The organism is Algoriphagus sediminis, from assembly GCF_030403435.1.
GTDB classification, from domain to species: domain Bacteria; phylum Bacteroidota; class Bacteroidia; order Cytophagales; family Cyclobacteriaceae; genus Algoriphagus; species Algoriphagus sediminis.
The window spans coordinates 613113-637430 of sequence record NZ_JAUEPH010000003.1 but is presented as its reverse complement, the minus strand read 5'-3'; the positions used below and the strand labels follow the sequence as shown (position 1 = coordinate 637430).

General features: G+C 37.6%; 19 protein-coding genes. 16 read left to right on the top strand and 3 right to left on the bottom strand.

Going from position 1 to position 24318, the window contains the following annotated elements; all coding sequences use genetic code 11:
- Nucleotides 1–3: 3 nt before the first annotated feature.
- The 9 genes from QVH07_RS09180 (at nt 4) to QVH07_RS09140 (ending at nt 11471) form a co-directional block, all read left to right on the top strand.
- A complete protein-coding gene (locus tag QVH07_RS09180; RefSeq protein ID WP_289999869.1) occupies nt 4–3600 on the top strand; it encodes a DUF7149 domain-containing protein in 3597 nt (1198 codons plus the stop codon).
- A complete protein-coding gene (locus QVH07_RS09175) occupies nt 3597–4274 on the top strand; it encodes a hypothetical protein (protein ID WP_289999868.1) in 678 nt (225 codons plus the stop codon). Before QVH07_RS09180 ends, QVH07_RS09175 begins: the two co-directional genes overlap by 4 nt.
- 181 nt (nt 4275–4455) lie before the next feature.
- Nucleotides 4456–5082 (top strand): Crp/Fnr family transcriptional regulator, encoded by a 627-nt coding sequence (locus tag QVH07_RS09170; protein ID WP_289999867.1) that lies wholly within the window; start codon nt 4456–4458, stop codon nt 5080–5082.
- Nucleotides 5083–5157: 75 nt separating this feature from the next.
- On the top strand, nt 5158–5364 hold the full coding sequence (locus QVH07_RS09165) for a YgaP family membrane protein (protein ID WP_289999866.1): 207 nt from the start codon (nt 5158–5160) through the stop codon (nt 5362–5364).
- Nucleotides 5365–5865: 501 nt separating this feature from the next.
- The gene (locus tag QVH07_RS09160) at nt 5866–6357 is read left to right on the top strand and encodes a hypothetical protein (RefSeq protein WP_289999865.1); all 492 of its coding nucleotides are present in this window, start codon (nt 5866–5868) and stop codon (nt 6355–6357) included.
- Between the two features lie 583 nt (nt 6358–6940).
- Nucleotides 6941–8701, top strand: a complete 1761-nt coding sequence (locus tag QVH07_RS09155; RefSeq protein ID WP_138258249.1) for an amidohydrolase — start codon at nt 6941–6943, stop codon at nt 8699–8701.
- Between the two features lie 155 nt (nt 8702–8856).
- Entirely contained in the window at nt 8857–9813 is a 957-nt protein-coding gene (locus QVH07_RS09150; RefSeq protein ID WP_289999864.1) for an META domain-containing protein, read from the top strand.
- A 279-nt stretch (nt 9814–10092) separates the two neighbouring features.
- On the top strand, nt 10093–10509 hold the full coding sequence (locus QVH07_RS09145) for a DUF2541 family protein (protein WP_289999863.1): 417 nt from the start codon (nt 10093–10095) through the stop codon (nt 10507–10509).
- Nucleotides 10510–10877: 368 nt separating this feature from the next.
- Nucleotides 10878–11471: an amidohydrolase gene (locus QVH07_RS09140; protein ID WP_289999862.1), complete on the top strand. Its 594-nt coding sequence runs from the start codon at nt 10878–10880 to the stop codon at nt 11469–11471.
- A gap of 41 nt (nt 11472–11512) precedes the next feature.
- On the opposite strand, the gene QVH07_RS09135 is transcribed toward QVH07_RS09140, so the two are convergent.
- The gene (locus QVH07_RS09135; protein WP_138259772.1) at nt 11513–12577 is read right to left on the bottom strand and encodes a DUF481 domain-containing protein; all 1065 of its coding nucleotides are present in this window, start codon (nt 12575–12577) and stop codon (nt 11513–11515) included.
- A gap of 175 nt (nt 12578–12752) precedes the next feature.
- Here QVH07_RS09135 and QVH07_RS09130 point away from each other — a divergent pair, with 175 nt between their 5' ends.
- Nucleotides 12753–13466, top strand: a complete 714-nt coding sequence (locus tag QVH07_RS09130; protein WP_138259773.1) for a hypothetical protein — start codon at nt 12753–12755, stop codon at nt 13464–13466.
- Nucleotides 13467–13680: 214 nt separating this feature from the next.
- Nucleotides 13681–15033 (top strand): serine hydrolase domain-containing protein, encoded by a 1353-nt coding sequence (locus tag QVH07_RS09125; protein ID WP_289999861.1) that lies wholly within the window; start codon nt 13681–13683, stop codon nt 15031–15033.
- Between the two features lie 135 nt (nt 15034–15168).
- Here the strand turns inward: QVH07_RS09125 and QVH07_RS09120 are convergent, their stop codons facing one another.
- Nucleotides 15169–16056 carry a nuclear transport factor 2 family protein gene (locus QVH07_RS09120; protein ID WP_289999860.1) on the bottom strand — a complete coding sequence of 296 codons (888 nt, stop codon included), beginning with the start codon at nt 16054–16056 and terminating at the stop codon, nt 15169–15171.
- 114 nt (nt 16057–16170) lie between these two features.
- Here QVH07_RS09120 and QVH07_RS09115 point away from each other — a divergent pair, with 114 nt between their 5' ends.
- The 3 genes from QVH07_RS09115 to QVH07_RS09105 all read left to right on the top strand — a co-directional run bounded on the left by QVH07_RS09115 (nt 16171) and on the right by QVH07_RS09105 (nt 18502).
- Nucleotides 16171–16620 (top strand): winged helix-turn-helix transcriptional regulator, encoded by a 450-nt coding sequence (locus QVH07_RS09115; protein ID WP_289999859.1) that lies wholly within the window; start codon nt 16171–16173, stop codon nt 16618–16620.
- A 242-nt stretch (nt 16621–16862) separates the two neighbouring features.
- Complete coding sequence (locus QVH07_RS09110; protein ID WP_289999858.1) at nt 16863–17636, top strand: MBL fold metallo-hydrolase; 774 nt, start codon at nt 16863–16865, stop codon at nt 17634–17636.
- Nucleotides 17633–18502 carry a DUF1295 domain-containing protein gene (locus QVH07_RS09105; RefSeq protein ID WP_289999857.1) on the top strand — a complete coding sequence of 290 codons (870 nt, stop codon included), beginning with the start codon at nt 17633–17635 and terminating at the stop codon, nt 18500–18502. Before QVH07_RS09110 ends, QVH07_RS09105 begins: the two co-directional genes overlap by 4 nt.
- 165 nt (nt 18503–18667) lie before the next feature.
- On the opposite strand, the gene QVH07_RS09100 is transcribed toward QVH07_RS09105, so the two are convergent.
- The gene (locus QVH07_RS09100) at nt 18668–20035 is read right to left on the bottom strand and encodes a hypothetical protein (protein ID WP_289999856.1); all 1368 of its coding nucleotides are present in this window, start codon (nt 20033–20035) and stop codon (nt 18668–18670) included.
- 300 nt (nt 20036–20335) lie between these two features.
- Between QVH07_RS09100 and QVH07_RS09095 the strand changes: the two genes are divergently transcribed.
- Both QVH07_RS09095 and QVH07_RS09090 read left to right on the top strand, forming a co-directional pair.
- Complete coding sequence (locus QVH07_RS09095; protein ID WP_289999855.1) at nt 20336–22027, top strand: amidohydrolase; 1692 nt, start codon at nt 20336–20338, stop codon at nt 22025–22027.
- Between the two features lie 113 nt (nt 22028–22140).
- A complete protein-coding gene (locus QVH07_RS09090) occupies nt 22141–24297 on the top strand; it encodes an alpha-glucuronidase family glycosyl hydrolase (protein WP_289999854.1) in 2157 nt (718 codons plus the stop codon).
- The last annotated feature ends 21 nt before the right edge of the window (nt 24298–24318 follow it).

Below are 24318 nucleotides of genomic sequence, written 5' to 3'. Positions count from 1 at the left end.
CAAATGGAGATAAACAAATTGAAACCGAGAAAGGCGCTGAACAAAGCCTTTCTGAAAGTTAAACCCAACAGGACAGAAATCGAAGGTTTCAAAGCCAATCTCATCCAACTACTCGACAGGACCAATGACACCGAATCGGAAGAATTTCACAAAAATCTTGTCATTGACTTTCTCAAAAAGACCTATTATGACCCGAACCATTTCATCAATACCAAAGGACGAAACGATCTTGTAATTCACAACGGAGACAAAGCAAAAAGCACGGTTGGAGTAATCATTGAAGCCAAGAAACCGACAAACAGAAGCGAAATGGTGACTACTGACAAGCTGAATGCTAAGGCTTTTCAGGAATTGGTGCTCTACTACCTTCGAGAACGAATCACACAAAACAACCTTGAAACCAAGCATTTGATTATCACAAATATCAATGAATGGTTCATTTTTGACGCAACCACTTTCGACAGACTTTTTGCCCAGAACAAAAAACTCGTAAAGCAATTTCAAGACTTTGAAGGCGGACGATTAGCAGACACTAAAACTGACTTTTTCTACAAGCAAATAGCCGAACCGTTTATTGCGGACATTATAACAGAAATTGAGTTTACGTACTTCAATTTGCAGGACTACCAAAAGCCTTTGCGAAATGAAGACAAGGCAGACGACAACAAACTGATTGCGCTTTTCAAACTCTTATCACCTGAACACCTTCTAAAACTTCCTTTCACCAACGACAGCAACAGCCTTGACAAACGATTTTATAGTGAACTCTTGCACATTATCGGTTTGACAGAAACCAAGGAAGGAAGCAAGAAACTCATTGAACGAAAAAAGGCAGGTGAAAGACACACAGGAACTATTCTCGAAGATGCGATAATCCAATTGGATAGTTTAGACAAACTGAGCAGATTGGAAAGACCGAGCCAGTTTGGAAACACACAGCAAGAAAGGCTCTTTAATGTTGCTCTTGAACTTTCTATCACTTGGATTAACAGAATCCTGTTCTTGAAATTGTTGGAAGCCCAGTTAATAACTTACCACAAAGGCGACAAATCTTATTCGTTTCTGAACCTTGACAAAATCAAAAACTATGACGACCTGAACAGCTTGTTTTTTCAGGTATTGGCGAGAAAATACGATGAACGAAACGAAGATGTAATCAAGGCTTTTGAGAAGATACCCTATCTTAACTCTTCCCTTTTTGAGCCAACCGACATTGAACAGGACACGCTTTTCATCAGCAATCTACGAGACGACAAACTGATCCCGATTATTTCTTCAACCGTACTGAAAGACCAGAACGGAAAAAAGCGAACAGGAAAACTTAATACGCTTGAATATCTCTTTGAATTTCTGAATGCTTATGATTTTAGCAGCGAAGGTTCAGAAGAAATTCAGGAAGAAAATAAATCGCTTATCAATGCGTCCGTTCTTGGATTGATTTTCGAGAAAATCAACGGCTACAAAGACGGTTCATTCTTCACACCAGGTTTCATCACCATGTACATGTGTCGTGAAACCATACGAAAAGCGGTTGTTCAGAAATTCAATGAAACCAAAAATTGGAAGTGCAATGATCTTGATGATCTCTACGACAAAATTGTAGATAGACAAGAAGCAAATGAGATTGTAAACAGTTTAAAAATTTGCGACCCTGCCGTTGGTTCAGGACACTTTTTGGTTTCTGCACTTAATGAAATGATTGCCGTAAAAAACGACCTGAAAATTCTGCAAGACCGAGACGGCAAACGTTTAAAAGAGTATCAGGTTGAAGTAGTGAATGACGAACTTATTGTAACGGACGAAGAAGGCGAACTTTTCGACTATAACCCTAACAGCAAGGAAAGCCAACGCATTCAAGAAACCCTATTTCACGAGAAGCAGACCATCATTGAAAATTGCCTTTTCGGTGTAGATATCAATCCCAATTCGGTAAAGATTTGCCGTTTGCGTTTATGGATTGAACTGCTTAAAAATGCTTACTACAAAAAGGCTACTGAACTTGAAACACTTCCAAACATTGACATCAATATTAAGTGTGGTAACTCTCTTGTCAGTCGTTTCGATATAGATGCTGTCTTGAAACAAGCTTTGAAGAAAAGTAAATGGTCAATTGATAGTTACCGTGTGGCGGTTGACACTTATCGAAACGCTCGGAACAAAGAGCAAAAAAGAGAAATGGAACGCCTGATTGCCGACATCAAATCTGATTTCAGGAGCGAGATTTCGTTGAACGACCCCAAAGTGAAACGCCTTCGCAAACTTTCAGGCGAATTGTTTCAACTGACCAATCAAGGTCAGCTTTTTGAAATGAGCAAAAAGGAAAAAGCCGCTTGGAACAAGAAAGTGAAAAAGCTAACAGAACAAACCAATAAACTTGATGCAGAAATTGAAGAAATAAAAGCCAACAAAATTTTTGAAGACGCTTTTGAATGGCGTTTTGAATTTCCTGAAGTGCTGAATGATGATGGAGATTTTGTTGGCTTTGATGCAGTTATCGGGAATCCACCATATAGTTCAAAAGTATCTACCGAAACCAAGGAGATTTCAAAGTTTTATAAGCATGTAGAATATAAATGCGATCCTTATGCCCTGTTCATTGAGCGCTGTCATCAAATAACAAACGAAGCCAAGATTATTTGCCTGATAACACCTCTAACTTACCTTACAAACTACTATTATCATCTCATTCGCAAATTCTTAATTGACAATCATCTATTAGAAAAAACTATTGTTTTTGAAGGCTTGGTGTTTGAAGAAGCAAATGTCGATACTTCAATTTTGATGTTAAGCAGCAATGTCAATCGAGAGACTTTTGAATGGTCAAAAATAGAACCGCTCAATTTAGATAATGTGAGTTTTGTTTCTCGTCCATATTCAAACATTAAATTAGAAAGTCGTTATGAGTTATTTGAGTTTATCAGTTATGAATGGGAAGAGATTAAGAAGAAGCTAAGAAGTGAAACTATTCCTTTGAAAGAAATAAGAAAAATCAGCCTTGGTATGAAACTTAAAGGCAACGATAATTACGTTGTCCAAGAAAAAGACTCTGACCATCCTGATTTAATCGTTTTCGGTAAAGACATTAATTATTACGCCCCTTTGAGCAAAAATCATTATTTCTCATGGAATGACTCTGTTAAAATTGGTGGAACCCAAAACCACAAAGTTTATCAGCATAAAAGCAAAATACTTATACAAGCAATTAGAAACCTATCCTTAGGTAGACGAATTGTAGCCACAATTGACGAGAATTCATGCTATTTTGTAGGTACAGTTAATGGATTAACCCCTACAAACAGTGAGTTAGATTTTATTCTTGATGAGCATTTTTTATTGGCTATTCTTAATAGCAATTTGCTCAATGAATATTTCAAAAGCCAGTACACAACTATTTCGCTAACAGCGGCATTCTTAGGGGAGTTACCAATTAAAAAGACAAACGAAGAGTCTCAAAGAAAAATTGGTGATTTAGTGCGCAATCTGATGCAAGAAACTGAAAATCCAGCTAGAACAAATCTTATTCATGAAATTGATCAATTAGTTTATCAGCTTTACGGTTTGACAGAAGAAGAAATTGAAATAATTGAGAGTTCTCTATGATAACCGCAATCATCATATCGGGCATTCTTGTCATCTTCATAATAGGCTTTGTTCAGGTCTATAACAGACATAACCGATTTGTTAAGAAAATTGACTTTGCGGGAGAATACAGGAACAAATTCGTTGAGTTTGCCAACAAGTATTTCAAAAATTATGACCGTTGGAGTCGCTCAGGAAATTTTGATGGTGAGCAATATGTATGGTTGACAATGAATGTCAGTAGAATTCAAAACTACTTGGGAACTTTTGGAATTATGGATTACATAGCTCCTTTCCAAACTTATAAGGTTTCAAATTATCAAATTGTAATAAATACGCTCCCGAAATTTCGTGACGGTTCTATTCAAGACTTTGACGTCACTTCCGTTGACGATTGCATGCTCCGATACATTGGACATTTAGAAGAGTATCAAAAGGATACTCAACGAAACCTGAGAAATCCAATAATTTGGTTTCGAGAAGGATTCAGAGAAATTTTGAGCATCCCAATTTTCATACTTAGTTGGTTTGGGATTATAAGCAATCGGACTTTGAACTCAATTAAGGACAGTTTGATTTATAAGGTCATATCAGGTCTTATTGCTCTCGTAACGTTAGTCAGTGGAATTGTGACAATTATTGTTGGTTACGAACAGACTTTGAAGTTCATAAACAAAATAGTAGGAAATGAATGAGCCAACGCTCAGTTCAAGCACATTGCAATCCTCCTACGTGCGGTTACAAAGAGCTTTCACGCCACCGCAAATAGAATGAAAAGAAAAATAAAAACGGGGCACAACAAAACCTATACGCAATGCCCTTCGGGACACTGCGCATAGCCAAACCGTTGTGTGCAACCAAAGAAAAAGACGTAAAATGGAATTTGACAGAAAAATATTATCTTTTCTTAAACCTGATTTGGTTGAACAAATACTGCAAGAATCTAGCATAAAGCAATTCCCAAAAGGAACTGAAATTTTAAGAGAACAGCAGTATGTCAAAGTTTTACCGATTGTTGTTAATGGCCTGATAAAAGTATATTCAAGATTTGATGAGAAAGAATTGCTACTATACTATATCGAATCAGCCCAAAGCTGCGTAATGTCTTTTTATGCGGCTTTAAGAAATACCCCGAGTAAAGTATTTGCAACAATAGAAGAAGATTCAACAGTACTTTTATTACCTGTTCATTTATTACCAACTTGGCTAAGAGAACATCAAGACTTCAACGAACTTTTCTACAATCAGTTTAATCTAAGATATGTGGAGCTTTTAGACACAATAGGTAGCTTGTTATTGGATAAAATGGATAAAAGACTGTTCGACCATCTGAAGAGGAAGACTGAATTAGGTCATAACAATTTTGTTAATATGAGTCATTCCCAAATAGCTAATGAATTAGGAACTGCTCGTGAAGTAGTTACTAGAGTTATAAAAAAGCTTGAAACAGACGGGAAAGTTGAACAAAAATCAGGTAAAATCAGAATTATTGACGAGTGGTGACTACAGTCACTGCATAGCTCTAAACGCCTATTTACCTTTGTAAGGTAATCTTACAATAATTTAAAATTATTCATTATGAAAAAAAATATGGGTTCAGCAGACAGAATTATAAGAGTTATAATCACTGCAATAGTTAGTGTTCTTTATTTTACAGGAACAATATCAGGTACATTAGGTATCATTTTATTGGTACTTGCAGGAGTATTCGTTTTAACAAGTTTGATTAGCTTTTGTCCACTTTATGCACCGTTTGGAATTAAAACTTGCAAAATCAAAGAATAATAAAAGGCAGCACACAACAAGGTGTATAAGTAATAGCGGTTCGGGTACTAACTCAAACCGCTTTTTGATTGAATTTAAGTATATTTCATACTGAAAAGTAGTCGTATCTAATCCGCTACTGCTCATACACAAACCGATGATAGCACATTCGCCAAAGGCGAACTTTAATCTGCGCTGCTTCGCAGACAATGCATCTTAAAGTAAACGTGCTATCATCTGCAGGGTTAAACCAAATTACCATTATGGCCAATCCCAAAAATATCGCCTTCAGCGGGCCTCGAGCCAAAACGTGCGACATCGTCGGTTAATAGTAATTTGATCCTGCTCCTCGAATTCCCAATCTAATAAATTCTACAATTTACGCTTCTCTCACGCGAAGCTAATTGACAATCAATAATTAGAGAGTATAAGGAAGACCTTTTCTCTAATTATTGCTCAAGAATTTATTATCTTTTCATTCTCAAACCAGAACTACGTTTAACCCTGCAGTTGTAAACAATTATGAAAAACGCATTTCTGACTTTAATATTGACTTTTGGAATTTTGAGTTGTAATGCTCAAAGCCAACGTGAAAAGGAAGAAAAAATACGCTTGGAAATCAATACAGAATTTAAACAAAATTCATCCAATTGTTCTGGCGGAATTGACGCTGTTTCGGACTTTAATAATAAAACGGAATTTTGGAACATATGCAATCTGAAAAACGGAAACCGAATAATAACAATTGAGTCTCACGAAAAGGAAACGTATTATCAAGAAATATACTTTGAAAAAAATGGTGAGCTGGTTTACGCAAGAGAAACGGAAAATTATATGCCGAAAAACTATTTCACTCAAATGAGTTGGAATTGCGAATTCTATGCGGAAAACGGAAAATTGATTGCGTTAATGTCACTTGGACACGGAAAAACGGAAGACGAAGAATGGAATCCTGATGTCATTTTCGAGATGTATAAAAACCGATTAACTGAATTAAAACGAATAAAAAAATAACTGTTTACAACAACGGCTATAGTTCATTACGGCGGAATTTCCTCGCGGAAATTCCTGCGTGTTTGCTAACTTCGGTTTACGGCGGAAAATCCTCGCGGATTTTCACGCAACGAAACCATAGCCAAAACCGTTGGTTACAATAGCGGAATTAAATACTAAACGTATAAATCGTGTGAATTCCGAACTTTGAAAACAGCGGAACTTTGCGCAAAAACTGAATTTAATACTCAAAACCAAAACGTAATGCTGAATTGAAAAATGTAAAACGGAATTGTGCGCTGAAACCAACTCGAGCGGAATTAAAAAAAACGTGAATTAACCACTTCTACTCAATCGATTTCCAAAAATTGCAGAATCAAAATGTAGAATTGAATAACTGAACGCAAAACAAAACGCTGAATGAACCTTAAAAAACTGAAATCTTACTGCAACCAACAAAGCATAAATTCAATTGCGATTGAATTTCTTATAAAGAAATTCATTACAATTTACTATCTTTATACATCATTCGGAAAATCGTACCGATTTTCCGCAACTGAAATTTATACACCAACGTTGGCAATAATTATAACATTATAAAAGCATGAAACAATTAACCTTTTTATTTTTAATCCTTAGTGCCATAATTTTTTCTTCGTGCAACGACTCTTCGAAAAAAAGTAAGGACTCAAATGCTTCAGATGAATCGACCAAAATCTATTTTAATGGAGACATCATCACGATGGAAGGAGAAAGTCCACAGTATTTGGAAGCCATAGTAGAAGCTAATGGAAAAATTATTTTTGAAGGAGATCTAAAAACAGCTGAAAACCGGTATAAAAATGCAACAAAATTTGATTTGGAAGGCAAGACGCTCATGCCAGGTTTTATTGAACCTCATTTGCACCCTTCTCTGGCTGCCATCATGCTTCAAAACGAAATCATTGCTCCTTACGATTGGAAATTACCTTCCGGAACCAAAAAAGGTGTCCAAGGCGAACAAGCATATCGCAGTAGAATTAGCGAATCTATAAAATCAAATGCCTTCCCAGATCAAATGTATTTCATCTGGGGGTATCATCAACTTTGGCATGGAGAACTATCGAAAGGCCTTCTTAATACAATTGCTGGAAATCAACCTGTTGGAATCATACACCGTTCTTTCCACGAAATTTATTTAAATGATGCTGCGATTGCCAAATTAGGCATCAAGGAAAGTGATTTTAAAGATAACCCTCAGGTAGAATGGAGTAAAGGTCATTTTTTTGAAGGAGGGTGGCTTGCACTAGTCCCTAAGATGGCTCCCATCTTGCTTGAGCCAAACAGCTATCTCAAAGGTCTCAGCACTATGAGTGAATTGTTACATCAGAATGGTATCACAACTATTGCAGAACCAGGCTTTCCGAGCTCTGATTTTGATGGAGAACTAAAGTTGCTCATGAAGGAAATGGAAAATAATCCTCCCTATGATGTGTATTTGATTCCAAGTGGCACCCAGTTATATGGAATGAAAGGTGGCAATGAAGAAGCCATGGCATTTATGAGAACCTTGGACACTGTACGATCTTATAACAGGTTAAATGTTAAGTTTTTACCCAAACAGGTAAAACTATTTTCAGACGGTGCCATTTATTCTCAACTCATGCAAATGAAAGATGGATACACGGATGGGCATCATGGAGAATGGATGACCCCACTGGATTTATTCGAAGAGCAACTCATGATGTATTGGAATAATGATTATAAAATTCATGTCCATTCAAACGGAGATCTAGGGCAACAAATGGTTATTGATCTAGTAAAAAAGGCACAGAAAACCAGTCCAAGGAAAGAACATCGTCTAACTCTTCATCATATGGGATATTTTGATGAATCAATGACTCGTGAAATGGCTGATCTGGGCATAGAAGCTTCTGTAAATCCATATTATCTTTGGGCACTAGCCGATAAATATTCAGAGTTTGGGCTTGGTTCTGACCGTGCTGAAAATCTTGTAGCACTTAAACTTCTAACAGATCAAAATATTCCACTTTCATTTCATTCAGACTTTTCAATGGCTCCAGTGGAACCATTAACCCTTGTTTGGACCGCGGTGAACCGACAAACCTCTCAGGGAAGTAAATTCTCACAAGATCAAAGAATTTCTGTTTTTGATGCTATGAAGGCTATTACTATTGATGCTGCACGAACCTTAAACTTAGAAAATGAAATTGGTTCTTTAAAAGTGAATAAGATTGCCAATTTTACAATTCTAAATGAAAATCCATTTAAAATTGATCCTCTAAAGATTAAAGATATTGGCATTTTCGGGATCGTTTATAAAGGTGATTATTCGATTAGCAAAGAATTCAAACAGACAGAATAAAAAACTATTGCCAACAATGTATAAAAACCATTTAAACGGTTCTTATACAAAACCGTTGGCATCAATTAAAAAAAGTAAAATCAATAATAATGAATCTGACAAAATTACTTTTAATTTTATTTTTACTGGTACTAATTCAATCATGCTCAAACAAAATGAATAAAGTTTTCTGGGTAAGCGGTATAAAAACCGAATGTTCTGCGGGAGCAGGGAAAATGCAATGTTTAAACATTTATAGGGGAGAAGATATAAACAACCCTAATTGGGAAAACTTCTATGCTTCTATAAAAGGCTTTGAATTTGAAGAAGGTTATCTTCAAAAGATTGAGGTCAAGAAAACCCGATTAGATAAAAACGAAGTACCTGCTGACGGCTCTTCTATTAAATACGAACTTATAAAAGTATTGGATAAGCAAAAAGATATTCGCTCAGAACTGAACGGTGATTGGACTTTAGTAAAACTGAACAATGCACCACTTAACAGAATGGTAGCTATACCAACTATCACCATTGAACTCTCTAAAAAAGTATTGGCAGCAAATGGAGGTTGCAATAATTTTACAGGTCAAATAGAGACTCTGACTGCTTCCGAAATATCTTTAGGAACAGTGGCAGGTACAAAAAAAGCGTGCATCAACAAAAATGTTGAACCTGAGTTTCAAAAAACACTTAACTCCATATCGACTTATCAAATACAAGGCGAGACGGTTATATTTTTTGATAAAACGGAAAAGAAAATTCTTGAATTCATAAAAGAAAAGCCAAATAATCCAAATCAAAGACTTCATGATATTTGGGTAACTACAAGAATAAATGGAAACCCCATTAACCGTATGTCACCGATACCGAGAATGGAAATTAACCTAACCGACCTGAAGGTGTTCGGATATGATGGATGCAATCAATACTCAGGAGGGATAAAGAAAGTGACCGAAAACCAAATTGTTTTTGGAAATCTTGCCTCCACCAAGAAAATGTGCCATAAAATGGATACTGCTGAGGCTTTTATCAAAGCAATTAATCAAGTAGCCTTTTATAAATTAGAAGGACTGAATTTGATTTTGATGAATGAAGAAAATGAAGAAGTATTGGCTTTTCTAAAAGGAGATTAAAAAGAAGATAACTGATGCCAACAATGTGCAAAATGCCAACATCCTCCAAACGTCGGTTACTGCATTTGCACAAACCGTTGTGGGCAATTTAAACCAACCGCCTGAAGCTAAATGGCTTAACCGAAATTAAGAATAAATCCTATCACCAAGATCAAATCTGGTATGGTTGTACAGTTCTTTTTGACCAAAAAGGTTATGATTAATTTAAATAAGTTGGATTGAAAACACTCAAAGAATTGAACCGCTGTTGTCGGTTAACAAAATTAAAATATCAATAAAATGAAAAAAAGTATTCTATTAGCTCTGGTATTGATTGTTGCGTTTGGGCTTCGTTCCTTCGCGCAGTCTGAAGAAAAGGGTTGGATAAAACTATCGGAAAAAACTGTGTCTTACATGGCTGAAACAGATAAAGTCAATATGCTTGGCAAAAAACAAAACATTTCTACAATAAAGTTAAAGTGTATTCGGGGAACCGTTAAGCTTAAAAAGCTACGCGTCAAAATGTCCGACGGCACAGAAAAAGAATTCTATCCAAAAGGCACCGGTGTTTTTACCAATGGGATGTCATCTTTTGCGTTTAAGCTACCTGGAAATGATACTAAATTAAAAGAATTAGAAATTGATTATGACTCAGCTGGGAATATCATATTTACTAAAAGGGCAAAAGTTGAAATATGGGCCAAATTACGAGAATAAATGAAAGTAAACGTTTGAAAAAGTAAGCTTTGGCCCACTTGTTTATTTTTGATGAAAACTCATTAAAAATAAATCCAATGCAAATACATTCAACAAAGATTACAGAATGCATAGAAGAAGGCAAAAGCGTTTATAAAAATGATTAAATAGGAATTATTATGTGAATAAAACGTAATTAATTACTTGCTGTGCTTTGCATCTTTTTAACACTTGATGAATCTCCATAGGGAAGAACAGTTTGGCAAACTCAGCCGTATTTAATTCCACCAGATGGGGCAGACCCAGATTACAGCGGTTATCCAGCAATTCCTAGTGATAGTGTTGTGACGTCATTGTATAAAAAAGCGTTTAAAAACAACTGTTAAGTTTTGACCCATGGCAATGGTGATGCGGCAATGGACCAGATGATACGTACAATGAAGCCTGCCATAGAAGAATTTGGAAATGATGACCGAAGAAGTGTTCTTATCCACGGTCAATATGTTCGGGAAGATCAACTTGATTCTTTTATGGAATTGAATGTCATTGCTTCATTATTTCCGCTACATACCTATTACTGGGGAGACTGGCACAAACAGATTATTGGAGATAGCCTTGGAAACTCTATCAGTCCTACCAGAACAGCCTTGGATAAAGGTTTGAGGATAACCATCCATACAGATGCACCTGTAGCCCTGCCAAATTTAATGAGGATGGTCGGGATTTCAGTTGAGCGAAAGTCCCGTTCAGGTCAAGTGATTGGTGCGGATGAGAAGACAACTCCCTACGAAGCGCTCAAAGGCATTACAGATTGGTCAGCCTATCAGCATTTTGAAGAAGACACCAAAGGAACTCTTGAAAAAGGTAAGCTTGCCGACTTAGTTATTCTTGATAAAAACCCTTTAAAAGTGCCTGAAGAAGAAATAAAAAACATTATAGTTTTAGAAACTTATAAAGAGGGTAAACAAGTTTATAAAAGGTAACCCTAATACCAAGTTTGGTGTTTTTTTGATTGTAGTAGAATTTACCATTCCCAGCCAAATCCTGTAGTAAAGATATAATCTAATGCTTTTCCTGCTTCAGCTGGTCTATTATCATAATTGAGATTATAACCTGCTCTGATGTAAAAATCCTCAATAAAGAGATCATCATACTTTACATCGAATCTAAAGTCTACTCTAGTGCGACCAGACTTAACATTGGTATCTGAAAAAATTGTAGGGTATAGAATTATATTGGTGAAAAGCTCTAAATCACCGAGATCATATATGTTTAATTCTGTTTTCAAAAATCCCTCAAATGATTTTCTATTCGGTGTTGTTGTAGTAATTCCTTGCTCTGGATTTAAAATAGGTAAGAAGCTTTCAGTATTATACGCAAAACCAGCCAAAACATTCCAATACATCGTATTAGAATATTTTAAATAATTACCAATTCCCATTTTACTTGTTAAGCGTAAGTCTAAGGATTGTTCTGTATTTGATAGTAGATTTACGCTTGCGCCAAGAACCCAATCTTCAGGCAAAATATAGAGAAATTCAATTCCAGCATCATTTCTCCGTATATCTGACGCATCATCTTGTTTGGTCAATAACGTGTTATAAAATAGTCTAGTCGTCCACTTATCCGCCAAATATCCCATCCTTAAATTACCGTTTAGTTGTTGTTGGTTATTAGCTTTAGTTAATGTGAAACCAAAATCTATATTAGCAGAAAGACGGCTTAAAAAACCACTATCTATACTTTTTATGTAAACAACATCACTTTGATTAACAGTTAGGTAATCCCCTTCCCCTTTGTGAATTATTAGTTTTCCAATACCTGAACTTTTTAATGTTCCATTAGTTCTTAGCCCATCAGAAAGCGCTATGAAGTAACGCTGAGTTGCCTTTAATTCTTTAACGTCTTTCCATTTAATTTTAAAATCTGAGTCTGAATATGATGGTTCAATAGTCAAAACACCCTTGAACATACTTTTTAAGTCTCCTACAATAAAATCTCCGTTATTTAGCACGAGAGAATCATTTTGTGAGAAACTTGTATAGTGAATAACAAATATTAATAAGAAAAGTGTGAAAAGTTTATTCATTATATTTAAAAAAAATTTATGAAAACATTCTATTAATTAGTAAATATAAAATTTTTGTTTATTTAAATAATAATAAAATGTAAATGTTGTACATAACAAAGGCGAAAAAAGCATTATAATAATTGTTGTCTTGTTATTAGTCTTTTACTAAAGAATTCTCTCAAAAATAAATAATATGAAATATAAATTTTTAAGTTTGATCTTGATAGCTTTCTGTTTTCATAGTATAAAAGCACAAAATACAAAAGAAGAAATAGACCCTTCCAAGCCTACTAATCTTTACACACAAATTAACACATTAGGTGAATATAACGCTTATGACGGTTTTGCAACTTATGGTACAAGAGTTAATTTTCAATATGCTTTCAATCCTAATAATCTTTTATTAGGAGAAGTACCGCTATTGTATAATGATGCAACAAATGAATTTGGGCTTTCAGATGTTAGATTGCGTTACTTTAACGTAGTAAAAAGAAATATATCAAGCACTATTATAGCCATTGCGCCATTTACTGATATTACAATTCCAACAGGTTCAGCTGAAAAGGGTCTTGGCTCTGACACCTGGTCTATTGCGGTAGGTGGAGTGGTCGGGCTTGTTTTGAATAAAAACATATCCTTGTTTCCTGGAGTTAATTATGTGTATTTAACAGAGCCTAAAGAAAGTGGTTTAGGGTTTCAAACCAACATGAGCTTAAGTTTTAGTAAACAAGCATTTGTGTTTTTAAATCCTATTGTTACAATGTTTGATTTTGACACTATTTGGCAAGCTGAAGTTAACTTTAACTACATAATTACCCCAAATAAATTTAAAGTCAACACAGGGTGGTATCCTAATTTTACAAATGATATAAATACAATTAGAATTGGAGCAACGTTTTTTCTTTAGGATAAGAAAATAATATTTCAAAAGAATCACATAACCAGATAAAAAAATATTGCCAACAATGCCTATAAGTAATTGCTTAGTCCCACCTACTTCTGAAAATCCTCTCGGATTTTCAGTTTGGTGTGTACTTGCAAAGTTAAGCGCTAAACATTGCAACTACTCATAGCCCAACCGTTACAAACCATTCAAGCCATCAATATTAAATCTGTACATAATGAAAAATAAACTGCCTTTAATAATTGTATTCTTAATTATAGGCTTTGGTTGTACCCAAAATACACCCAAAGAGCAAACAGCTGTAAAAACACAAAAACAAGTTGAAAAGGTTGATAAAAGCAATTCTGAGTTAAAAGCTGTTTCGATATATAAGGACGGGTTATCAGCTAAACAAGCTCAAGAATACAGAAATAAATACCGAAGTAGCAGTTTTATTACGGCTGATAATGCAGGAGCGTATGGATTTCTTAATCTTACCGAAGTAGCAAATACAGGAACTATTTATCGTGATGGACAAGTTGCTCTCCTAGAGGAAGAAATCAATTTGGATATTCTTGAAACAATGACATATACCAATGCTGGTGATAAAACCTTTAGAGAATTATTAAACGACGAACAAGCAAGAATGCAAGGGGTATTGATTATTCATGGAGGGAAAATTGTATTCGAGAAATACATGGGTATGAGGCGTCTTGATAAACATGTATGGTTCTCAGCTTCTAAATCATTAACTGGTTTATTGGTGCATATTCTAGAAGAAGAAGGTTTAATTGACTTAAATAAAAACGTAACACATTATATCCCTGAGTTTTCAAGTGAAGATTGGCAGAAGGTAAAAGTTGAACACCTTTTGCACCATGTGTCGGGCATGGATTACGTAGAAACCAATAAAAATTTTAAAACCCCTGGACATCCGTTGGCAGTTGGGTTTGCATATGCGATTGCAACCCGTTCTGAACCTTCTGAAAAATCACTTTTTGATATAATGAAAGATGTAAAGCTTTACATTGAACCAGGTATTCAATTTGATTATTCAACTATGAATACACAAATCCTAGGCATCATAGTTGAACGAGTAACCAATAAGAAATTTGAAGATGTTTTAAGCGACAAAATCTGGACAAAAGTTGGAATGGAAAGCGAAGGGCATTATGCTATAACTCCACAGGGTGAAGTTTTGAATGGTGCTATTTTTTCTTCAAGGCTTAGAGATATGGGGCGATTTGGAATGTTATTTACTCCTAGTTGGAATAAAGTGTCAGACAAGCAAATTGTAAGTGACTCATATTTCAAAAAAGCGTACGATAAAAAATATTCAGATGCCTATCTGAAAGGTGAGCAAGGTTCAAACAATGCTAAATACTTCAATGAAATTCCATCACATGCAAGCTATCAGTGGGATTGTGTTTTTGATGATGGCGATATGTACAAGGCAGGCCGATATGGACAAGGAATATATGTTTCACCAAAGACCAATACTGTTATCGTATGGTTCTCGTCCGTTTATGAAAATCTACTTTACTTCCCAGGATTTTCTAGACAGATTATCAAAGAACATTATAGAAAATAAAAACGGTTTGTAACAACGGGTATAGTGCATGCCCTGCGGGACACGCACCATATCCGAGACCGTTAGGAAAAACAAAAATCCAGAACTGTAAACAAATACAATTCTGGATTTTTATAATGTAATTTAAAACGCTGACTAAAACCCAAACATTCCGTTATTGTGAGCCAACCCTTCTGTAGGTATATCTTGGATTACATCCCAATGTTCTATGATTTTACCACCTTTCATTCTGAACAAGTCGTAAAACACGTGTTTCTTACCACCATTCCATTCACCTTCGCTTACTGCTAGCACGAAGTTGCCTTCACCCAATACTTTATGGATTTTTGTGTACTTAAACATATTGTTTTGAGAAGTGAGATACTCCACTGCTTCCACTATGCCAGTTAGACCATCTTTAATTTGTGGGTTGTGCTGATGGTACGATTCGGACCTGATATAGTCGCCAATCTTACTTGGATTTTTACCCATTAAAACGTCCTCAATAAGGGAAACTGCCAAGGCTTTGTTCGCTTCGGTTTTGTCTAAGTCTTCAACAGTATTTGGTCCATCAGTTTGTGTTCTTCCGCTTGCAGTTTCTTTCACTAAATCGGTCATTGCATCCCAATGCTCGGCTACTTTCCCGTTTTCATCCACACGGATAATGTCAAAAGCCACCATTTCATCTGCCCCAAAAGGTTTGGCGTTTTTCCAGATGTTGTGCATAAACACATAGTTGCCGTCTTGAAACATTCGCACGTTTTCGGCATAGGTTCCGTGTTCTTTTAAAACGGGTAATAAACCAATAAAAGGTTCTAAACCAGTTGGTACAAATGGATTGTGCTGAATGTAATCCGCATTAGCAAATTTGCGCATTGATTCAGCGTCTTGTTTCGCAACAGCACCTAAAAAGGTACCTACGATTTCTTTGTTGTTCATTTCGTTTGATTCTTTAGAATTGAGCTCGCTTGTTGATTTTGTCTGCGCATTGCCACAGGAAACGAGAAGACCTGAAAGTGCCAATACTGTGAATGCTTTTCTCATTTGGAAAAATTTTTTACTTTTGTTTTGCAAGCAATATTATCAAATAACTTTCAAAATGCAAGTCATTTTAAATTAATTTCATTTTGCAAGTAATATTTAATCCTGTATTAACATATGCCACAAGACTTCAGATGTAATTGCCCGTTTACCTCAGCCTTAGATGTTCTGGGCGACAAGTGGATACTGGTTATCGTTAAGCAAATGCTCATTGAAGGCAAGGAAACTTTCAAAGACTTTACGGAAAGCGAAGAAGCTATTGCTACCAATATTCTTGCTTCTAAACTCAAACTTCTTGAGGAGGTGGGAATCATCATCAAAACAAAACGTCCAGAAAATAAAAAGACCAACCTTTATCTTTTAACCGATAAGGGCTTGGCGTTAGCTCCCATATTGGTAGAGCTTGCATCTTGGAGTGATGGCAACCTAAGGGATATCCATCCAACCATTGTTAATGGAGAAGCAATGGAGTTGTTAAGGAATGATAAAACGGCTTTTGCGAATGCTTTAATGAATAAATACAAGGAAAAACTGGCGGCAACAAAGGCTTCCATGAATAATCAATAGTTCATTTACTAGTATTTTTTTGTAGAGCTCACTAGCCTATAGAGGGGATTGTTTTTGACCTGCCTTCGGTGAATAAACTTGATTGTCTTCTTTCTGGCCTGCCCTCGTCAGGCAAGACGGTTTGTTGGTTATTTTGATTTTCTTGGAAGAATAAGACAAGGAAACCCATATAATTCCATTGCCTATCATCCAGATTCTGATTATCTAGTGAAACCAAAGTCTTCCAGGCCTTAGTTTTTTATATGATCAAAATCCAAAGACTCAATCTTGATAATTCATGGTTTTTGCAAATCAATGAATTAAGACTATTGATCGATCCCTGGCTGGAAGGAACTGAGGTGGATTTTTTCTCTTGGTTCAACACCCAATGGCATAGAACTAAGCCCCTTTCTTTTCAGGATGTACCTGAATTTGATGCAGTCCTAATCACACAGAAATACCCTGATCACTTCCATAAGGAAACCCTAAAAAAACTACAGCCCCAGAAGGTCATTGCACCTTCAAGCATCCAGAAGGCATTAAAAAAGATTTTGCCTGAAGCGGAAATAGTTGGGATGAGTAAAGCGGAGCCTGAGCTTGAATTTTTGGGAACCACATTCACTTTTTTGCCTACCTCCAGAAAAATTGATCCCATTTACGATGCCTTTATGCTGGAGTCCGAGGGAGAACGAGTTTTTCTGGCAACCCATGGTTTTCACCCAAACACCGAACAGATCTCATTTATGAAAAAAGGGCCAGGCTGTGAAGTTTTAATTACTCCGTTTAATGAATACCGGTTGCCTGCTCTTCTTGGAGGAACTGTCTCCCCAGGAATAGAGAATGTAAAAGAACTGGTGGACATCCTGAAGCCAAAGCATGTATTCGCTACACACGATGAGGACAAGCATGCCACCGGACTAGTTTCCAAATTCGCTAAAATCACCTGGGCAAAATCTGAAAAAGAACTACGCCAAATTTCTTGGCTGGCAGATCGCTATCAAAACCTGAATCATTATAATCAAATCACTCTCTCATGAAGGCAAAAGCACTTATTGAAGTAGGCTTTTACTATCTCATAATTGCAGCCTGTGGCTGGTTTACTTTTGAATACTTCGAGGGAGAAAGTAGCATAGCCCGCTTTTTTTATGCGGACTTAGCCATGACAGTGGTGACTTTCATCTTCTCCCTATTCAAGAAGAACAGTAGCATGTATGATGCCTACTGGAGTGTGATTCCTTTCTATTTTATCCTTGCCTGGTATCATGCATTCGGAGGTCAAGATTGGACGATCTACCATTGGTCAGCGGCCTTCGTCGTTTCTTTCTGGTCCTGGAGATTGACCTTCAATTGGGGAATTGGTTGGCCGGGATGGCACCATGAGGACTTTCGCTACGTGAATTTCAGACATCAATTCAAACAGTATTTCCAGCCAATCAATTTCTCTGCGATTCATTTATATCCCACCTTAATCGTTTTCGCGAGTATACTCGGCTTATTCTGGGTATATGAATTGGGGGAACTCGAATCAAGTGGATTGTTTTGGTTAGGCTTTGCCCTTGGAATAATTGGAACCTTGCTTGAGCTTTTTGCAGATCGCGAATTGATTCGATTTCGAAAACGACCCAATCCAAAGAAAGAGGATTTACTCCAAAGCGGCCTTTGGGCACATATGCGAAACCCAAACTACCTGGGTGAAATCCTTTTTTGGTTTGGTTTGATGTTTATGGGATTTGGATATGGAGCGCCATGGTACACAGCTTTAGGCCCGGTAGGGATGCTGGCCATGTTCGTATTTGCTTCTATCCCCATGAAAGAAAAGCAAATGATGAAAAAAAGGCCCGAGGCATTCCAAGACTACAAAAGAAGAGTTCCAATGCTACTTCCTTTGGGAAGGAAAAAGTAGCTAGAATTAAAGCTGAATAAAATAGCAGGCTACTTCGACTCAACCTGATTCTGGCGCAGCTTGACCAATTTAGTTTTCATTCCTGTGAGATTGGATAGAGAAGGAATTTTTTGATACGGAGTGTGAAAGGGTATACCCTATCTTTTTGGCACCTTTAAATTAACATCAATCGTTTCCGACGAAATTGGCTCTTCCAAAGAATCGTTGATTCACGAAGTTATTCAGATTGGAACCAAAGCGGTAATTAAGCCCAAATCTGGTATCGATGGTATAGGCCGAGGGAAGAGTCACTCTCCCACTCAAAATATCCTGTTCGGTGAAATCTCCTGATGCCAGATAAATCTGGTCCTTCACGTAGTTACCTTCTGCCCTAACAAAAAACGAAAAATTTCCTGTTACACGGACTTCTGCGCTAATATTTAATCCTGTGGTCCAAAAGCTAAAATCATCGAGATAACTTCTCAGGCGATATCCAACTTGCAGGTTACCCCAACGTTGTGTTAATCCCAAACTCACTCTCAAACTTTGTAGAGCTCTGGTCTCCTCGGTTGCTCCATAGATAGTTTCTTCCACATATCTATTATTCCTTACTTCCACCCCATAATTCACTCTCAGAAACCTAGAGTTCTGCTCTGATTCTGGGAAAAAATTATACTCTATGGCAGGCCTGAAGCTGACCTGAAACTGATAATTAAACCGAGTGTTCTGACGACCATCAAGATCATATCCATAAGACCATTGGGGTGAAATGGACTTTACCAGCTGGTGACCAAAACCAAACTCTGACACATCAAAATCACTCTCGACTTCATCGATAATTGGATTGCCATTTTCATCAAGAATCGGATCGCCATTTTCATCAACTCTTGGTTCTTTTTGAACCGTGGTTCTAAACCTTTCATTTATTCTTCCGGATATGCTGATTTTCCAATCATCTGTAATCCGGTTCACATTAAAGTCTGCACCAAAATTAACGTCCCTGCTTAATTCCTCTAATTCAATGTTTGCATCACTCCCCAGATTGAAAACCCAGAAGTTCCAGGGATCAACGATCTCCTGTTCGGTATTTTCAAGAACACCAGAGTTAGCTTTCATGTCGATAATCACGCCCTCTCCTGCTTGGGTTTTCGCCACATATGGAGCCAAACCTAATTTGATAAAACGGGTAAGTTTTTCCCGTATCTCAAAGTCTGTATCCGTCTGTCTGTTATTGACATAAAGAGTGTCGGTTCTTCCTGCATGGAGGTTTTGTTGGCCTATAAAAATCAATTGATATTGTCTACCACCTCCACCGGACCTGTTATCATTAATGAGCACAAAAACGTCTGCCTCTTGATTATCCCTGTAGAAATCAACAGCGGTAATTTCCGTTCTGATAAAATCCATATCACAGCCCCCATCTCTGCGGTCACAACCATCGACAAATACTCGAAGTTTATTGGGAGGATTCGCAGTATCAATCAATGTTTGACTTATTCCAGGAAGATTAATGGCAAAGATTAAAAGAATCAATAATAGTGGTATATGTCTCATTTGAATGGAGTAAAACAAGGTGGCAGTATCCTTAAGATTGCGGTTGGAGTCCTATTATTAACCCAACAATACCATTATCGTTTAGAAAAGAGAATGCATTTTTTACAAAGGAACGAGGGGGATGATTGTCGGTGGCCGTTAAAATAAAACACAAGTTCAATCTGCTTCTCAGCAGACAAGGCCTCACCTGCTTCCGAAAAGTCTCAAGAGTTTTCAGATTGGGGTATATTTAGTAAATTAAGTGCTTTGCTAGGCGACTACTCATAGCCTAAATTTTGGCCAAAATTATTTCTCAATGCTATGAAAATTAAGATTTTAATTATTGCAGTGATATGCTTGATAGTAGTTGCTTGTAACATTCAAACCACTCCCTCTAATCAAGCGGTTTATTTGAATGGTGATATTATTACCATGCGAGGGGACAGTCCTCAATATGCTGAAGCTTTGGTGGTAGAAGAAGGAAAAATTGCCTTTGTAGGTACCAAGGAAGAAGCTGAAAAAAAGTACAGACAAGCCAAAAAAATAGATCTTAATGGAAGAACTCTACTTCCGGGATTTATTGATGGGCACGCGCACTTTGACAATTTTTCATCTCAGGCCATTGGTGCCCAAATCTTACCACCTCCGGATGCAGGGGCCAAGGATATCCCAACTCTCATCAACATATTAAAAGAGTGGAATACACCTGAAAATAGAGCCCTTACAGGATGGATTTTCGGAATTGGATTTGATGATTCGGTACTTGAAGAAAAGCGCTTTCCGACCAAGCAGGATCTGGATGAAGTAAGCACCGAATTCCCCATCATGATCATTCATATATCTGGGCACTTTGCTGTGGTCAACTCAAAAGGATTGGAAGAATTAGGTATAGATTCAAATACGGAAGACCCGGAAGGAGGAATCATCCGCAGAGAAGCAAACAACGAACCCAATGGTGTGTTGGAGGAATTGGCTGCAATTCCATATTATCTAAAAGCCCTTACCCCAGCTACCAAGGAAGCTGCTGAGCGCTTTTTCGAAAAGGGTCAAGACATGGCCTTGTCTTATGGCTACACCACGGCCCAAGATGGTCGCACCATGCAAAATCATGAAGGGCTGGTTAAAAAAGCAGAGGCTGGCAAATTAAAATTAGATGTGGTAAGCTATATCGACTATATGTTTGTAGACGGTTATATGGATTCTCAATGGAACAGTAAGGATTACCACAATCATTACCGTATTGGTGGAATGAAAATAACTCTTGATGGATCACCTCAGGGAAGAACAGCCTGGCGAACAGAGCCTTATCTGATTCCACCAGATGGTGCGGAGCAAGGATACCAAGGTTATCCGGCTATTCCGGATGACAGTGTGGTTACGGCATTATACAAGAAAGCTTTTAGCAATAACTGGCAGGTTTTAACCCATGCTAATGGGGATGCTGCTATGGATCAAATGATTCGAACTATGAAACCTGCCTCAGAAGAGTTTGGAAATAATGATCGGAGAAGTGTCCTTATTCATGGCCAGTACGTCCGCGAAGATCAGCTGGATTCGTTCAAGGAATTGGACGTAATTGCCTCTCTATTTCCTCTCCATACTTTTTACTGGGGGGATTGGCACAAGCAAATTATTGGCGATAGCCTGGGAAATTTCATCAGTCCGACGAGAACTGCATTAAATAAAGGCCTACGCATCACCATTCACACAGATGCACCTGTGGCTCTACCAAATTTGATGCGTATGGTTGGGATTTCTGTTGAAAGAAAATCAAGATCAGGACAAGTAATTGGTGCTGATGAAAAACTAACCGCGTATGAGGCACTGAAAGGCATCACGGATTGGTCAGCCTACCAGCATTTTGAAGAAGACAGTAAAGGAACCCTTGAAGTAGGTAAATTAGCTGATCTGGTTATTCTTGATAAAAACCCTTTAAAAGTTCCTGAGGAAGAAATAAAAAACATTATGGTTTTAGAAACCATCAAAGAAGGGGTACAGGTTTACAAAAAATAATAAAGGTCGATTAGTAAAAAGGGTGTTAAAACGCCCTTTTTACTTTCGCTAAACGCAACCTTAAAGACCTTTATTTTTTCCGGTAATTCAAAATGGATTTTGTAATATCCTGCATGAAGAACTTTAAGCTGCACCTATTTCTGGTTTTCTTTATATGCCTTGCACTCCGATTACAGGCAGATGATGGTTATCGTCTTTGGCTCAGATATGATCAAATTTCTGATCCTGAAATACTGGAAAATTACCAGGCTAACTTAAGGACAATAGCATTTTTAGGAGAAGGAGAAATCTTTAAAACAGCCGAAAATGAATTACTAAAGGGCCTAAATGGCCTGCTTACCCAAAAAACCCAAACTGTAAGCACCCAGACAGAAGCTGATATTATCGTTGGCTCTATCGGGGAAGACTTTTCTTTCCTTTCTACAGTCGCTGATGAAAACCCGGATAACAAAAAGGAAGAAGCATTTATCATTGAAGGATTTGAGGGTAAAACCTATATTCTGGGAACAGATGAGCGCGGTGTGCTCTATGGCGTTTTTCACTTTCTGAGGCATCTTCAGCTACAAAAACCAATAGAAGATATCAGGATTTCCCAAGCTCCTAAACTTAAGCTCAGAATGCTTAACCATTGGGATAACTTAGACGGAACGGTAGAAAGAGGCTATGCTGGTTTTTCTATTTGGAACTGGCATCAATTACCCGAATTTATAGATAAGCGATACATAGAATATGCTCGTGCAAATGCTTCGATTGGGATCAATGCCACTGCAGTAACCAATGTAAATGCAAACTCCTTGATTTTCAGGGAAGATTACCTGGAGAAAGCGGCAGCCCTGGCTGATGTTTTTCGCCCTTATGGGATAAAACTATTTCTCACAGCCCGTTTTAGCTCGCCTATTGAGCTGGGTAAATTGGCAACTGCTGATCCTATGGACCCGAAAGTCCAGCAATGGTGGAAAGAAAAAACTGCCGAGCTTTATGAAAAAATTCCGGATTTCGGTGGTTTTCTGGTGAAAGCAAATTCCGAAGGCCAACCCGGGCCTCAGGAATACGGAAGAACCCATGCTGAAGGAGCAAATCTACTCGCAGATGCCCTGGCTCCTTTTGGAGGTGTGGTGATCTGGCGGGCTTTTGTTTACAGTGAAGAAGAGCCCGTAGACCGGGCAAAGCAGGCCTACGATGAATTCATGGCGCTCGATGGTCAGTTCAGAGAGAATGTAATGGTACAGGTGAAAAATGGCCCTATAGATTTTCAACCCAGAGAGCCCATCCATCCACTTTTTGGTGCGATGCGCAAAACTCCTGTGATGATGGAATTTCAGGTTACCAAAGAATATCTGGGACAGGGAACGCATCTGGTGGGCCTATCGAATATGTATGAAGAAATTCTTCAAACTGACACCTATCAGTTTGGAGAAAATTCCACTGTTGCGAAGGTATTAGACGGTTCACTAACTAATCAAAAATTGACGGGAATGGCTGGAGTTTCTAACATAGGAACTTCTAGAAACTGGACGGGAAATCTATTTGCCCAGGCAGACTGGTTTGCCTATGGAAAAATGGCCTGGAACCCTAATTCTAAATCAGATGACATCTTCGAAGAATGGGCAAAACTCACTTTTGGCCACGAGGAACAAGTAGTGCAAACCGTCAGCAGTTTATTGGATAGATCATATGAAGCTTGTGTGAAATATATGACACCTATCGGGCTTCATCATATCATGGGTCCGGGACATCATTTTGGACCCGGTCCATGGGTAAGTGAAATGTCCAGGGCAGACTGGACTTCAGTATATTACCACAAAGCAGATTCTGAAGGATTGGGCTTTGACAGAACGGTCACAGGAAGTAATGCACTGGAACAGTATCACCCTATGCTAGCGGCGAAATATGAAAATATGGAAACATGTCCTTTGCCATTTTTACTCTGGTTTCATCATGTCCCCTGGGATCATGAGCTAAGCACAGGGAATTCGCTCTGGATGCAGCTCGTTAGGGAGTATTACGAAGGGGCAGAAATCGTGAGCCATATGAAAGAGGATTGGGAAAATCTTCAAGGAATGGTGGATGAAGAGCGCTTTGAGCATGTTTTGATGCATCTGGAAATTCAGGAGAAAGAGGCTAAATGGTGGAGAGATGCCTGTCTTCTGTACTTTCAACAATTTTCTAAAATGGAGATACCTGCGGACTGGGAGCAGCCTGAGCATGATCTGGACTATTATGAGAGTCTTACTTTCCCATACTCTCCCGGTATCAGACCGAGGTGGTAGTCAGAATTGAAGTAAAACTTC